This window comes from Agrobacterium sp. 10MFCol1.1 (assembly GCF_000381165.1).
GTDB lineage: Bacteria > Pseudomonadota > Alphaproteobacteria > Rhizobiales > Rhizobiaceae > Agrobacterium > Agrobacterium tumefaciens.
The window spans coordinates 403,555-418,305 of record NZ_KB906072.1 but is presented as its reverse complement, the minus strand read 5'-3'; the positions used below and the strand labels follow the sequence as shown (position 1 = coordinate 418,305).

At 59.6% G+C, this 14,751-nt stretch carries 12 protein-coding genes; 5 read left to right on the top strand and 7 right to left on the bottom strand.

Features of this window, described 5'->3' with window-relative positions:
• The first annotated feature begins 84 nt into the window (after window positions 1-84).
• From F617_RS0102145 to F617_RS0102125, 5 genes are all read left to right on the top strand, one after another.
• Entirely contained in the window at window positions 85-1,098 is a 1,014-nt protein-coding gene (locus tag F617_RS0102145; RefSeq protein ID WP_003515131.1) for a carbohydrate ABC transporter permease, read from the top strand.
• Between the two features lies 1 nt (window position 1,099).
• Window positions 1,100-2,260 carry a carbohydrate ABC transporter permease gene (locus F617_RS0102140; RefSeq protein ID WP_003515133.1) on the top strand — a complete coding sequence of 387 codons (1,161 nt, stop codon included), beginning with the start codon at window positions 1,100-1,102 and terminating at the stop codon, window positions 2,258-2,260.
• 36 nt (window positions 2,261-2,296) lie between these two features.
• A complete protein-coding gene (locus tag F617_RS0102135) occupies window positions 2,297-3,952 on the top strand; it encodes an alpha-glucosidase family protein (RefSeq protein WP_019564293.1) in 1,656 nt (551 codons plus the stop codon).
• A gap of 21 nt (window positions 3,953-3,973) precedes the next feature.
• Window positions 3,974-5,062: an ABC transporter ATP-binding protein gene (locus F617_RS0102130; protein ID WP_003515137.1), complete on the top strand. Its 1,089-nt coding sequence runs from the start codon at window positions 3,974-3,976 to the stop codon at window positions 5,060-5,062.
• Between the two features lie 254 nt (window positions 5,063-5,316).
• The gene (locus F617_RS0102125; protein WP_034501827.1) at window positions 5,317-5,673 is read left to right on the top strand and encodes a hypothetical protein; all 357 of its coding nucleotides are present in this window, start codon (window positions 5,317-5,319) and stop codon (window positions 5,671-5,673) included.
• Between the two features lie 21 nt (window positions 5,674-5,694).
• Here F617_RS0102125 and F617_RS0102120 read toward each other — a convergent pair whose 3' ends face one another.
• The 7 genes from F617_RS0102120 to F617_RS0102090 all read right to left on the bottom strand — a co-directional run bounded on the left by F617_RS0102120 (window position 5,695) and on the right by F617_RS0102090 (window position 14,629).
• A complete protein-coding gene (locus F617_RS0102120; protein ID WP_019564292.1) occupies window positions 5,695-7,059 on the bottom strand; it encodes a metallophosphoesterase in 1,365 nt (454 codons plus the stop codon).
• Between the two features lie 193 nt (window positions 7,060-7,252).
• On the bottom strand, window positions 7,253-9,073 hold the full coding sequence (gene edd / locus F617_RS0102115; protein ID WP_019564291.1) for a phosphogluconate dehydratase: 1,821 nt from the start codon (window positions 9,071-9,073) through the stop codon (window positions 7,253-7,255).
• Window positions 9,074-9,196: 123 nt separating this feature from the next.
• Window positions 9,197-9,895, bottom strand: coding sequence for a 6-phosphogluconolactonase (gene pgl / locus F617_RS0102110; RefSeq protein WP_019564290.1), 699 nt, complete (start codon window positions 9,893-9,895; stop codon window positions 9,197-9,199).
• 10 nt (window positions 9,896-9,905) lie between these two features.
• Window positions 9,906-11,381: a glucose-6-phosphate dehydrogenase gene (gene zwf, locus F617_RS0102105; protein ID WP_003515142.1), complete on the bottom strand. Its 1,476-nt coding sequence runs from the start codon at window positions 11,379-11,381 to the stop codon at window positions 9,906-9,908.
• Between the two features lie 137 nt (window positions 11,382-11,518).
• Entirely contained in the window at window positions 11,519-11,869 is a 351-nt protein-coding gene (locus tag F617_RS0102100) for a hypothetical protein (RefSeq protein WP_013635497.1), read from the bottom strand.
• Window positions 11,870-11,895: 26 nt separating this feature from the next.
• On the bottom strand, window positions 11,896-13,182 hold the full coding sequence (locus F617_RS0102095) for an FAD-binding oxidoreductase (RefSeq protein ID WP_003515145.1): 1,287 nt from the start codon (window positions 13,180-13,182) through the stop codon (window positions 11,896-11,898).
• A gap of 10 nt (window positions 13,183-13,192) precedes the next feature.
• Window positions 13,193-14,629 (bottom strand): glutamine synthetase family protein, encoded by a 1,437-nt coding sequence (locus tag F617_RS0102090; RefSeq protein ID WP_013635499.1) that lies wholly within the window; start codon window positions 14,627-14,629, stop codon window positions 13,193-13,195.
• Between the last annotated feature and the right edge of the window lie 122 nt (window positions 14,630-14,751).

The following is a 14,751-nucleotide window of genomic DNA, read 5'->3' as shown; positions in this document are numbered from 1 at the left end:
GGTGATGCCGCCGGGCCTTTGCCAACGGAACGGCCGTCGACCGCATAAAATCAGCGCGGCGCGGAGAGGATCAAGGGAGGGAACATGGCTCAACAACTCGTTTCTGCCATCGGCGTCATGGTGGCCGGCGTTTTTGCCTGCGCTGCCTATTATTGGCTATCCGACAAACTGTTGCAGGTAATCTTTCCCGTCCGCTCGGGAGACGTGTTGCAGGCGTCCCGCAACCTCAACCGCCGCGCGTCGGTCAGGCCCTGGCTGTTCATCGGCCCCGCTCTTCTCCTTCTTCTCGTCTATCTGGTCTATCCCGTCATCGCGACGCTCATCCTCTCGTTCTATGACCGGACCGGCGCCGAATTCGTAGGTCTTGCCAATTATCGCTGGGCATTTTTCGATGCCGGCTTCAGGCAATCGATCTTCAACAACATCCTCTGGCTGGCCGTGGTGCCGGCCGCCTGCACCTTCTTCGGCCTCGTTATTGCCGTCATGACCGACCGCATCTGGTGGGGCAACATCGCCAAATCCATCGTCTTCATGCCGATGGCGATCTCCTTCGTCGGTGCCTCCGTCATCTGGAAATTCATTTACGAGTATCGCGCCGAAGGTCAGGTGCAGATCGGCCTCCTCAACGCCGTCGTCGAGTTTTTCGGCGGCAGCCCGGAGGTATGGATTTCCATGCCCTTCTGGAACAACTTTTTCCTGATGGTCATCCTCATCTGGATTCAGACCGGCTTTGCCATGGTCATCCTGTCGGCAGCGCTGCGCGGCATTCCGGAAGAGACAATCGAAGCGGCCGTCATCGATGGCGCCAATGGCTGGCAGATCTTCTGGAAGATCATGGTCCCGCAAATCTGGGGCACCATCGCCGTCGTCTGGACAACCATCACCATTCTCGTTCTCAAGGTTTTCGACATCGTGCTGACCATGACCAACGGTCAGTGGAACACCATGGTTCTCGCCAATCTCATGTTCGACTGGATGTTCCGCGGCGGCGGTGACAGTGGCCGAAGTGCGGTCATAGCGCTCGTCATCATGGCGGCCGTCACCCCGATCATGGTCTGGAACATTCGCCAGGCGAACCGCGAGATGGAGGGCCGCTGAGATGGATATCGTAAAACGTCTGCGCCGCGTCGGCCTGCCGCGCCTCATCGTCCATGCCAGCGTGCTGGTCGTCGTGCTTCTCTGGCTTCTGCCCACACTCGGTATTCTCGTAAGTTCCCTGCGCGACAAGGACCAGATCACCGTGTCGGGCTGGTGGACGGCCTTTTCCAGTTCCGAGCAGACCGCGGCGGTTCGCCTTGCCGACGCTGCCGTGCAGAAGCAGGACGGGAACCGCTACGTCATATCAGGTAATGTTTTTGAAAGCGGACAGGGGGGCAAGGTTGCAGCCTTCGGCGTTCGCGTGCAGGAGCCGACGGCCTTCAAAGCCGGTGAAGCGGCAGATATCGGCGACGGGGAAACGCTGCTCGTCAACACCGATGGCACCTATGAATACAGCAAGGCCTCAAGCTTCGAGGGCTCTCGCGGCAAGCGCGTCTATATTTCCGTCGCGACACCGCCGGTCTTCACACTCGACAATTATCGAACCGTCCTGACCTCCGAAGGCATCGGCCAGTCCTTCGTCAACTCGCTGACAGTCGCCGTGCCGGCAACCGTCATTCCGATCCTCATCGCCGCCTTTGCCGCCTATGCGCTGTCATGGATGAGCTTTTCCGGCCGCAATTTTCTGATTGCGATGGTGGTGGGCCTGATCGTCGTACCGTTGCAGATGTCGCTGATACCGCTCCTGAAACTCTACAACGAAATCGGCAATATCTTCGGCGTTCCGTCCAAGACCTATGCCGGTATCTGGCTGGCGCACACCGCCTTCGGTCTGCCGCTCGCCATCTACCTGTTGCGCAACTACATTTCCGGCCTGCCGAAAGAGATCATCGAAAGTGCGCGTGTCGACGGCGCGAGCGATTTCGAAATCTTCGTCAAGATCATCCTGCCGCTGTCCTTCCCGGCGCTCGCCTCCTTCGCCATCTTCCAGTTCCTGTGGACCTGGAACGACCTGCTCGTCGCCATGGTCTTCCTCGGCACGCAGAAGGATGAGCTGGTGCTGACCGGTGCTTTGAACGCGCTGCTCGGTTCGCGCGGCGGCAACTGGGAAATCCTCACCGCCTCGGCCTTCGTTACCATTGTCGTGCCGCTCGGCGTCTTCTTTGCCCTTCAACGTTATCTCGTGCGTGGCCTGCTCTCAGGCTCCGTCAAGGGAGGCTGATTATCCATGAACGCCCATACCAGACAGGATGAGACTATGACCGCTCCGGTGACTTCCGCTTTGACGCCCAACAAGGATTGGTGGCGCGGCGCCGTGATCTATCAGATCTACCCGCGCTCCTATCAGGACTCCAATGGCGACGGCATCGGCGATCTCAAGGGCATCACCGACCGGTTGGCGCATATTGCCGGTCTCGGTGCCGACGCCATCTGGATTTCGCCCTTCTTCACCTCGCCAATGAAGGATTTCGGTTACGACGTCTCGAATTATGTCGATGTCGATCCGATGTTCGGCACGCTTGCCGATTTCGACGGGTTGATCGCGGAAGCGCACCGTCTGGGTATCCGCGTCATGATCGACCTCGTCATGTCGCACACGTCTGACCAGCATCCGTGGTTCGTGGAAAGCCGCGCCAGCCGCAACAATCCGAAATCGGAGTGGTATGTCTGGTCGGACAGCAAGCCGGATGGCACGCCGCCCAACAACTGGCTGTCGATCTTCGGCGGCTCCGGCTGGCAGTGGGACCCCACCCGCATGCAATATTATATGCACAACTTCCTGACCTCGCAGCCGGATCTCAACCTGCATAATCCGGAAGTGCAGGAAGAACTGCTCAATATCACCCGCTTCTGGCTGAAGCGCGGCGTCGATGGTTTCCGCCTCGATACCATCAACTTCTATTTCCATGATCTGGAATTGCGCGACAACCCGGCGCTGGCGCCGGAGCGCCGCAACGCCTCCACGGCACCTGCGGTCAATCCCTACAATTTCCAGGAACATCTCTACGACAAGAACCGCCCCGAAAACATCGCCTTCCTGAAACGCTTCCGCGCCGTGCTGGACGAGTTTCCGGATATCGCCGCCGTTGGCGAAGTGGGCGACAGCCAGCGCGGACTCGAAATCGTCGGTGAATACACCTCCGGCGACGACAAGATGCAGATGTGTTACGCCTTCGAATTCCTGGCGCCGGATGCGCTCACGCCGCAGCGTGTTGCCGATGTGCAGGCGGATTTTGCCAGGGCCGCACCGGAAGGCTGGGCCTGCTGGGCTTTCTCCAACCACGATGTCGTTCGCCATGTCAGCCGCTGGGGCGAGCATGTCGAGGATAAGGATGCTTTCGCCAAGGTGCTCTCGGCGTTGTTGATGACGCAGCGCGGCTCCGTCTGCATCTATGAGGGTGAAGAGCTGGGCCTTACTGAAGCCGATATTGCTTTTGAGGATTTGCAGGACCCCTACGGCATTCAGTTCTGGCCGGAATTTAAGGGCCGCGACGGTTGCCGCACACCGATGGTGTGGGATGCGGGCCATGCGCAGGCCGGCTTCTCGACCTCGGACAAGACCTGGCTGCCCATTCCGGCCGAACACAAGCAGCGTGCCGTCAGCGCCCAGCAGGGCAATGAGGCATCCGTGCTGGAGCACTACCGCCGCTTCCTTTCCTTCCGCAAAAAGCATCCCGCTTTTGCCAAGGGCGGCATCGAATTCCAGCCAGTGGAGGGCGACGTGCTGAGCTACACCCGCACGCTCGGCAACGAAACCGTTCTGTGCCTCTTCAATCTGTCCGCGACACCGGCAAAGGCGACGCTGCCGGAAGGGAACTGGGAGGTTCTCGAAGGCCACGGCTTTGCAAACGGTGTGGACGGCAGAAGCGTAGAACTTCCGGCATGGGGCGCTTTCTTCGCCCGTTACGCCTGATAGAGCAGGGAGGAACAACCCATGACAAGTCTCGTTCTCAAGGATATCCGCAAATCATACGGGCAGGTAAAAGTCCTGCACGGCATCGATCTGGAGATCGAACAGGGCGAATTCATCGTTTTCGTCGGGCCGTCCGGCTGCGGGAAATCGACGTTGCTGCGCATGATTGCGGGTCTGGAGGAAATCACCGGCGGTGAGATGTTTATCGACGGCCAGCTGGTCAATGAAATCCCGCCCTCGCGTCGGGGCATTGCCATGGTGTTCCAGTCCTATGCGCTTTATCCGCATATGACTGTTTACGACAACATGGCCTTCGGCATGAAGATCGCCAAGGAAAACAAGCAGGAGATCGACCGCCGCGTCCGCGCCGCTGCCGAAATCCTGCAGCTGACGCAATATCTGGAGCGCTTGCCCAAGGCTCTTTCGGGCGGCCAGCGCCAGCGCGTCGCCATCGGCCGTGCCATTTGCCGCAATCCCAAGGTGTTCCTGTTCGACGAACCCCTGTCGAACCTCGATGCCGCGCTGCGCGTGGCAACCCGCATCGAGATCGCCAAGCTCAATGAGCAGATGGCAGACACGACGATGATCTACGTCACCCACGATCAGGTGGAGGCGATGACGCTGGCCGACCGTATCGTCGTTTTGAATGCGGGTCGTGTGGAACAGGTCGGCCCGCCGCTGGAACTTTATGAAAACCCCGCCAACCTCTTCGTGGCGCGGTTCATCGGCTCGCCCGCCATGAACATCATTGCGGCAAAAATTGCCGTAACCGGAGAGCGGACTTCGATCGAACTTGCCGGAGGCAAGACGCTGAACATCGTCGTTCCCACGCCTGCAACCGAGCAGGGCAAGGCCGCGAGCTTCGGTGTCCGGCCGGAGGATTTGAGCATCGTCACCGGCGACGATTATCTTTTCGAGGGAAAAGTCGCGATTGTCGAGGCTCTCGGTGAAGTGACCCTGCTTTATCTCGAAGCGCCCAAGGGGCAGGAGCCGATCATCGTCAAGGTACCGGGCATCGTATCCGTCGCCAAGGGTCAGACCCTGCGTTTTGCGGCACCGCAGGCAAAGCTCCATCTCTTTGATGCCGAGGGCAAGAACTACCGCAGATAGTTGCGGAGACAATGGCCGGTGAGCTTCAGGAAACATGCCCCGGAACGTCCCGTTCCGGGGTTTTTTCATGATATTTTACCGCTGTGGAAAAATGCCAAAAATGTTCCGTCTTCGGTCTGTTTAAGGTGACGCTGATATGAATTGTTAAAGACTACGTTTTAATCTTGGAGACGTTGAAAGAGCATGGAGGTCAGGGCGTGCAGAGCAGTGCGGGTGTTATCAAGAACAGTTACCTGACCAAGGAAGAATCCTTCATGTACGACCGCGAAGGCCGGTTTCGCATGGAAGACACCATGAATGCGGCGCGCATCGAATATACCGAGAAGGCCGTCATGCATATGGCCGCTCGCCGTTGCGACGTCATTCGCATTTCCCAGACCGAGGCCGTGCTGGCACTGCTGACGAAATACAATCTTCCGAACCAGTTCTATCTGGATATTCCCGACGCCCGCATCACCAAGATCGGCTGCGTTATGTTGCGCGTCAACGCCAACAACACCATCCACGTCCGTTTTCTGCGCATGTTGACGCAAAAGGAACTCGACCGCATTTTCGTGTTCAGCACACATCCGGCGCACAAGGACCGGAAGCTCGATATCCGGTCTTTCTAAGGAGCTGGAGAATCTCCGGCTTCAGGAAAGCCCACCCAGAACCGTCTGCTTCAGCTTCACATCCGGCACTTCCGCAAAGGCAAGATCGCTGCGGCCGAAATAGGATTTCTGGTTGGTGGCGGACCAGTCGTTGCAGACCAGTTTGTAGCGCTCTCTTGCGACCGGTTTTTCCGGCATGGCGTAAAGATAATCGCCGGTGCGGTCAGCAAGCGGAATGTCGCCGTCCTGATTGCAGCGCTTGAGGATTTGCGCAAGCGTTTCGCCATCCACTTCCGTCACCATCAGCTTGCCGTCGAAACGCAGCGAGGCGTTGAAATCGTAGCGGCGGATATCGCCCCTTGGCAAACCAGCGCCGAAGGAGGTGTGGCCAATGAAGCCGACATCCGCGCCGGTTTTTGTGGCGATCAGCTGCGCCACACGGCGTCCTGCCTCGTCAACTGTCATCGCCTTTTCCGTTTTGCCGACAACCGCCTTCTCTTCTGCCGTCAGATGTTTGTCGAGTGTCTGTTCGATCAGGCCTTTGAGCGCCGGGGAGGAGGGGGCGTCGCTGTCAATGGCGACGGTCTCGATCGTCGGCGCCTTGCCAGAAGCTTCGATCGTCGCAATGGCCATGGATGTGCACCATGAGCCCGTGTGGACATAGCGCGTCGCACCCTGTTCATGCACGAAGTTCAGGTGATCGTGGCCGCCGACCAGCAGGGTGCCATCGGGCAGCAACGGCAGGATATCGCGGTCGGCAACGACACCGGCGTGGCTGAGAACGATGTTGATCGCCTCCGGCTTGACGATTGCAGGCAGATTCGCCTTGGCCCATTCCACAGGCTGCGGAATATCCAGCATCTCACGCGTCGCCTTCGGATAGGTATTGATCGCGTTGGTGGCAAGGCCCGCAACGACGACCGGCCGTCCGCCCACACTCACCTCCGCACTGGCCGGTGCATAGGGTGCGCCGCTGCGCTTGTCGATGATGTTGGACAGCACGGTGATGCCGAGCGCGCGGGCACGACTGACGAAATTGGCGAGGTCGTTATCGATATCCGGTTCATGGTTGCCGATATTGATGACGGTGGGCGCGAGCCTGGCGAGCGCCGAGAGGAACGTCCACTCGATTTCGCCGGACGACCGTGTCGCCACCGCATTGCCGGTTTCGAACAGGTCGCCGTTCAGAAGAATAATGTGGGGCGTCTTTTCAGCCGCGATGCGCATTTCTATGGCCGCTAGGAGCTGCCCGATGCGCTCATAGGCCGAATGCAGGTCGGAAATCACGATTGCACGCAGGGCCACATCCTGCGCCTCCGCCGGCGTTGCCACCACCATCAGCGGCAGTATGGCGGTACCAGCCATAAGCTTCAGCACGTCACGGCGTTTGCTTGAGAAAATCGTCATGTCTGGCCCCATCATCTTGAAATGCGTCATCGTCCCGCGGCTGGCTGAGAAGCCCCTATAGGGCGATCATCACAGCCGCATGACAAGTTTGGCGTTTAAGAGACGGGAAATAAAGCGGTTTCAGCGCGGGTTGTGCAGGTCATGCCAAGAGGGTGCGGAGGCGAGGCCGAATCCGGCCTTCGCCTCCGGGCGATCAATGGAACAGAACGCTGGCGCCCTGGTCGGCAGGGCCGACATTACGGCGGAACGGGGCGAAAAGTTCGCGGCCCATGCCCCATTCGTTGGCGGAAAGGTCGGCGCGCGCCGGTTCGCGCTTTGCCAGCTCTGCGGCTGGAACAAGCACTTCAAGCGTTCCGGAAATGGCGTCGAGACGGATGATGTCGCCATCGCGGATGAGCGAGATCGGGCCGCATTCGGAAGCTTCCGGCGTGACATGGATGGCGGCCGGCACCTTGCCGGAAGCGCCGGACATGCGTCCGTCCGTTACCAGCGCCACCTTGAAGCCGCGATCCTGCAGTACGCCAAGTGGCGGTGTCAGGCGGTGCAGTTCCGGCATGCCGTTGGCCTTCGGACCCTGGAAACGGACGACAGCGATGAAATCGCGGTTGAGCTTGCCGTCCTTGAAGGCATCCTGAAGCTCCTGCTGGTCGTTAAAGACGATCGCGGGCGCCTCGATGATATGGCGTTCGGGCTTGACGGCGGAGATCTTGATGACCGATTTGCCGAGATTGCCGGTCAGCATTTTCAGACCGCCGGTCGGCTGGAACGGCGTTTCAATGCTGGCGAGAACCTTGGGGTCGTGGCTCTGCTCGGGAGAAGGCTCGCGGGTCACTGCGCCGTTTTCGTCAAGCTTTGCATCCACGGTGTAGGCTTCGAGCCCCTGTCCGAAGACGGTGCGGACATCGTCATGCACGAAGCCCTGTTTCAAAAGCTGCTTGATGAGGAAGCCCATGCCGCCTGCGGCGTGGAAATGGTTCACATCCGCAAGACCGTTGGGATAAACGCGGGCGAGCAGCGGCACGGTATCCGACAGGTCGGAAATATCCTGCCAGGTGAGGATGATGCCGGCTGCGTGCGCCATGGCGATCAGGTGCATGGTGTGGTTGGTCGAGCCGCCCGTCGCGTGCAGGCCGACGACGCCGTTGACGATCGAGCGCTCATCGATCATTTCGCCCGCAGGCGTGAACTCGTTGCCCTGTGCGGTGATGGCGAGCGCCCGCTTGGCGGCCTCGCGTGTCAGCGCGTCGCGCAGCGGCGTGCCGGGATTGATGAAGGAAGAGCCGGGCATGTGGAAACCCATGATCTCCATCAGCATCTGGTTGGAATTTGCCGTGCCGTAGAAAGTGCAGGTGCCGGGACCATGATAGGATTTGGACTCTGCCTCCAGCAGCTCGGCGCGCCCAACCTTGCCCTCTGCATAAAGCTGGCGAATGCGGGATTTCTCGTCGTTCGGCAGGCCAGTGGTCATTGGCCCGGCGGGGATGAAGATGGAGGGCAGGTGACCGAAGGAAAGCGCTGCGATGACGAGGCCGGGAACGATCTTGTCGCAGACACCGAGATAGACGGCGGCGTCGAACATGTTATGCGACAGGCCGATGCCGGCAGCCATGGCGATGGCATCACGGGAGAATAGCGAGAGCTCCATGCCCGGCTGGCCCTGGGTTACGCCGTCACACATGGCAGGCACGGCACCCGCGACCTGCGCCACGCCGCCGGCTTGCGCTGCGGCCTCGCGGATGATTGCCGGAAAGGTCTCGTAGGGCTGGTGCGCCGACAGCATGTCGTTATAGGCGGTGATGATGCCGAGATTACCAACCCGGTCGCCGGCAAGGAGGTCCTTGTCGGCGGGGGAACAGACAGCAAATCCATGCGCGAGGTTACCGCAGGAGAGAGTGGAGCGATGAACGCCCTTCGAAACCTGCAGCCGCAGCCGCTCGAGATAGGTCTCGCGGTAAGGCTTGGAGCGTTCGACGATGCGGGCGGTAATGGCCTGAATGCGGGAATCGGCGGACATGAGCGTTCATCCTGTTCGTTGGTCGAGAACCGGTGTTCCGGGAGATGAAGGACCGGTTATCGTGTTTTCGTCTTGTGTCGTCGGGCGCTGTCGCGGGGCCGCTTGCGCGGCAACCGCATCCAGTTATGGCGCCCAGTAAATATCCAGGGCGGTTTCTGCCCGGTTCAGCACGGCGCGGATCGGCATTTCGTCCTCATCCTCGCCCGACTGTGCTTTTTCAAGCGTCGCCTTTTTTGCTGCACCTTCGATGTGGAGCACCAGAAAACCTGCATCGTGAAGGCTGGAGAAGTTGAACGTCAACCGTTCTTCCCCCGCGGTTTCCGCCGCCATGGTCAAAACGCCGCGCGGTTCGTCAAGGTCGAGCGCTTCGTAGAGATTGTCGCCACCGGGAAAGAACGATGCCGTATGCCCATCCGTTCCCATGCCCAGCACGACGACATCGAAAGGATCGCAGATCGCTTCGGTCTTGACGGTCGCAAGCGTCGCGGCATCCTCAGGCGAGGCCGCGGGCTGGAACAGCGGCACGAAATAGGCCGCCTTCGCCTTGTCCTGCAACAGGTTCTCGCTGACCAGCCGGTGGTTCGAGCGCTCGCTCTCCGGCGGCACGAACCGTTCGTCCACCAGCGTCACGCTGATGTTGCTCCAGTCGAGATCATGATGGGAAAGCGCCTGGAAGAACAGCTTGGGCGTTGAACCGCCCGAAACGGCAATGCTTGCCGTTCCGTATTCTTTCGTTGCCGCGTCTAGACGCGCGGCAACATCCGCCGCCAGGGTTTTCGCCAGTTCAGCGGCTGTGTCGAAGACATGGATTGTTTCGCTCATACCCGCGCCCTCAGTCAGCATCGTGCCAGGTGCGGCCGTCGCGCTCGATCAGTGCGATCGAGCCGCTCGGACCCCAGGTTCCGGCAGTATAACCCTGTACGCCCTGTCCCAGCTCTTCCCAGCTCTTGAGGATCGGATCGACCCAATCCCAGGCCGCTTCCACTTCGTCGCGGCGCATGAACAGTGTCTGGTTGGAGCGGATGGTATCCATCAAAAGCCGCTCATAGGCATCGGGGCTGCGCACATTGAAGGCTTCGGCAAAACTCATGTCCAGCGAGACCTGACGCAGACGCATGCCGCCCGGGCCGGGATCCTTGATGAGCAGCGACTGCTTGACGCCTTCGTCCGGTTGGAGGCGAATGACCAGCTTGTTGGCTTCGATCTTGCCGGCCGCATCGTCGAAGATCGAATGCGGGATCTGCTTGAACGTGACGACGATTTCCGAAACGCGGGTCGCAAGGCGTTTTCCCGTGCGAATGTAGAAAGGAACGCCGGCCCAGCGCCAGTTGGCGATTTCGGCCTTGATGGCGACGAAGGTTTCCGTGTTGGAAACGCCGCCCTCCAGCTCCTCCAGATAACCTTTCACCGGGCCGCCTGCGGAAGCGCCGGCGCGGTACTGGCCGCGAACCGTCAGCTTTTCGACATTGCTGGTGTTGATCGGCTTCAGCGAGCGCAGGACCTTGAGCTTTTCGTCACGCACGGCTTCCGCGTTCATGGAAGCGGGCGGCTCCATGGCAACGAGGCAAAGCAATTGCAGAATGTGGTTCTGCACCATGTCGCGCAACGCACCGGCCGTATCGTAATATCCGGCGCGACCCTCAAGGCCGACAGCTTCTGCGACCGTGATCTGCACGTGGTCGATATGGGCGGAATTCCAAAGCGGCTCGTAAAGCGCGTTGGCAAAACGCAGTGCCATCAGGTTCTGCACCGTCTCCTTGCCGAGATAGTGGTCGATGCGGAAGATCTGTTCTTCCTTGAAGACATGGCCGATGGTGTCGTTGAGTTCCTGCGCCGAGGCAAGGTCGCGGCCGATCGGCTTTTCAACGACGATGCGGGTCGAGCGGGTGATAAGCTTGTGTTCGCGGATCTTGTCGGCGATATCGCCGAAAATGCCGGGCGCAACAGCGAGATAGAAGGCGCGTATGCGCTCCTTGCCCTCATCGAGCAGCTTCTTCAACACGTCCCATCCGTTGCCGGATTTTGCGTCGACGGGAACGTAGAAAAGCCGGTTGAGGAACAGCGCAACCTGCGCATCATCATATTCGCCCGCCTTCAGATGCTCCTTCAGCGCGTCCTGCGCGAATTTGCGATATTCCTCATGGCTCATGACCGAACGCGACGCGCCGATGATGCGGGTCGGCTCCGTGAACTGGCCTTCGACCTGACGGTGATAAAGGGCCGGCAAAAGCTTGCGCTCTGCCAAATCGCCTGTGCCGCCGAAAACGACACAATCAAAAGCTTCAACAGGAATGATCTGACTGCTCATATCGATACTCTCGATCTTCAAGGGTTGGGGCATCCATAATCTAATCGATTTAAAAATGCCAGTCTCAGTTATGTGAAATTATGAATTTTGGTTTCACGGGTCGAAAACCCGTACCGATTGTCATTGAGTGATGCCGGCTAGAAAGCAGGGTTCTTGAACAAGCCTTTGGCCGGCGGCGGAACGGAAAAAAAGAAAAAAACGACGATTGCTGCGATTTTCCCCATCCATGATCGCGGTGATGGCTCATCGACCTTGTGCGAGGCATCTATACTGTCCAGCAGCAGTCTTGCCTCATGCCGCTGCCACTCCGGCACCCGGATTTCCATGCCTCCGAAAGCGACCGTCAAATGCCAGTTCACGGAAACGATATGGGCCGAGGGCACGGTGGTGTGGATGCCATAGGCGCGCAGAAACGAACACGTCACGGCGGTTTCCGCCATCCCGTAACCGGTCGCAATCGTTACAAGCCTGTCGCTAGGTCTTTCCATCAGATCTCCAGAGGTGGGCGGATTTCCTAAAACCTGTCTCGCAACGCGTACCATGAGAGCGCCAGAAAAAGCAGCGGTGCCCGCAGCGATGCGCCGCCGGGGAACGAAGGAACCTTCAACCGCGCGAATGGCGCCAGCATATCCTGTCTGCCGAGAACGAGATCGGCATAGAGCTTGCCGCAATAGTTCGACAGCATCACCCCGTGTCCGGAATAACCGCCGATGGAGGTGACCCCTGGCATTACTTCCCGCACGAACACCCGCCTTGGCAGGGTGATGCCGACGGAGCCGCCCCAGGAATGGGTGATCTCGACATTTCCGAGTTCGGGATAGATTTCCGCGATCTGCCGGCGAATATGGCTGGAAATGTCGCGTGGCGTATCGGCCGTATAGGCCTCGCGCCCGCCGAACAGCAGCCGGTTGTCGACCGTCTTGCGGAAATAGCGCACCACGAAACGGGAATCGGCCACGGCTTCCTTGCCGGGAATAATGTCGGGATAAGCGTCAAGCGGCGCGGTCGCGCCGATGAAGGAGCGGATGGGCATGATATGGGCCGCCGTCACCGGTTCCAGATTGCCGATATAGGCATTGGTCGCAATCAGCACCCGCGTTGCGGTCAGCGTGCCGGAGGGCGTTTCGATGATGGTCTTGCCGCCCGCCTGGCGTATGGATTTGGCGGGCGTCATTTCATGGATGCCGGCGCCCGCCTCTTTTGCGGCTTTCGCAAGCCCGACCAGCAGCTTCAGCGGATGGATATGGCCGGTGCCGGTATCGCGTGTGCCGCCGAAATAATGGCTGGAGCCGACACGTCTGCGTGCGTCCGCCCGCTCCATGTAGGAAATATGCGGATAGCCGTAGCGATTGTTCATCGCATCGACGCTTTTGCGGTAATCGTCTTCGTAAGCAGCCTTGTGCGCCACATAGAGCTGCCCCGGCAGATACTCCATGTCGATGCCGTGATCGCGGGCGAAGTTGAGGACGTAGTGCTTGGCATCCTCGGCGATATCGAACAGTACCTTCGACTGCTCGAAGCCGATCTCGTCTTCCATCTCGTCGGGAAACGAGCGCTGCCCGGTGCCGAATTGCCCGCCGTTGCGGCCGGACGCGCCGTCGCCGAAACGATGCGCCTCGATCAAGGCGACGGAGACACCGTTGGCGGCAAGATTAAAGGCGGCCTGAAGCCCGGTATAGCCGCCGCCGACGACCGCGACGTCCACTGCTTTCGACCCGTCGAGCGCCGGATATTGCGGCCGCTCCTGGGCGCTTGCCTGATACCAGGAAATCCCCGGCGCTATCGGGCTTTGCCACGTCATGCTTCAGACCTCACACGTTGAGAAGCAGGAATTCCCGCTCCCATGGGCTGATGACCTGCATGAATGTCTCGAATTCCCCGCGCTTCAGGCCCGCATAAAGGCCGACGAATTCATGGCCGAACACCCGCTCGAACTGTTCTTCGCCTTCCAGCAACGCCACGGCTTCAAGCAGCCCGCGCGGCAGGTCGATGGAGCCTTCATTGGCCGTATCGGCGGTCGGTTCGGTCGGCTCGATATTGTTGACGATGCCGAGCCAGCCGCAGGCAAGCGAAGCGGCAAGCGCGAGATAGGGATTGGCATCCGAACTCGGCAGGCGGTTTTCGACACGCCTTGCCTGCGGGCTGGAAATCGGCACGCGGAAAGCCGTCGTGCGGTTGTCGTAACCCCAGGCATTGTTGACCGGGCAAGCCATGTCAGGTGTCAGGCGGCGATAGGAATTCACGTAAGGAGCAAGCATCACCAGCGCGTTCGGAACATAACGCTGCATGCCGCCGACGAAGGCGAAGAACTCCTTGGATGGGCCGCCGTCCTTGTTGGAGAAGATATTGCGACCGCTATCGATCTCCACCACCGACTGATGGATATGCATGGCCGAACCCGGCTGACCCTGCATGGGCTTGGCCATAAAGGTGGCGTAGATGCCATGCTTCAATGCTGCTTCACGGATCGTGCGCTTGAACAGGAACACCTGGTCGGCAAGTTCGATCGGATCGCCATGGCGCAGGTTGATTTCCAGCTGGGCCGGGCCTTCCTCGTGGATCAGGGTATCGATCTCGAGGCCCTGTTTTTCGGAGAAGTGATAGATATCGTCGATCAGTTCGTCGAACTCGTTGATGCCGGCGATGGAATAGCTCTGCCCACCGACGATGGACCGTCCTGAGCGGCCCTTCGGCGGATGCAGCGGATAGTCAGGGTCGTCATTCATGGCGACCAGGTAGAATTCGATTTCCGGCGCGACGACCGGCTTCCAGCCTTTTTCCGTGTAAAGCGAAAGCACGTTTTTCAGCACGTTGCGCGGCGTATAGGGAACGAAATTACCCTCGGCATCCACGACATCGCAGATCACCTGCGCGGTCGGGTCGCTTTCCCATGGCACCACGGACAGCGTGGAAAGATCAGGCACAAGCTTCAGGTCGCTGTCGCGCGGCTCATAACGGAAGTTTGCCGTCTCATCCGGGTATTCGCCCGAGATCGTGTGGCGATAGAGCGCGGAGGGCAGGGCAAGCGAGGTGTCGCCCGTAAATTTCGCCGTCGGCATCATCTTGCCACGCGCAACCCCGGCAAGATCGGGTGTTATGCATTCAATATCCTCGATACCGCGCGCCCTCAACCATTGCGAAGCTTCGCGCCAGGAGGAAACGCCACGGGTAGAGGAAAGGTCGAGGGGAGGTTTCTTTGCCATGGTTGCCTGTTTCTTCGGGCGGAGCATGGTTTTCTTCGGGGGCATGTATCACCGGGTCTGTGTTTCGACTGGCGCCATCATAACCGGAGTTTGGCAATTGGCGAGGGGGAAAGCGCCATTGACAACGGGCGACACTTCGAAAAGAGGAAAGGGAGAAGCAAACGGAA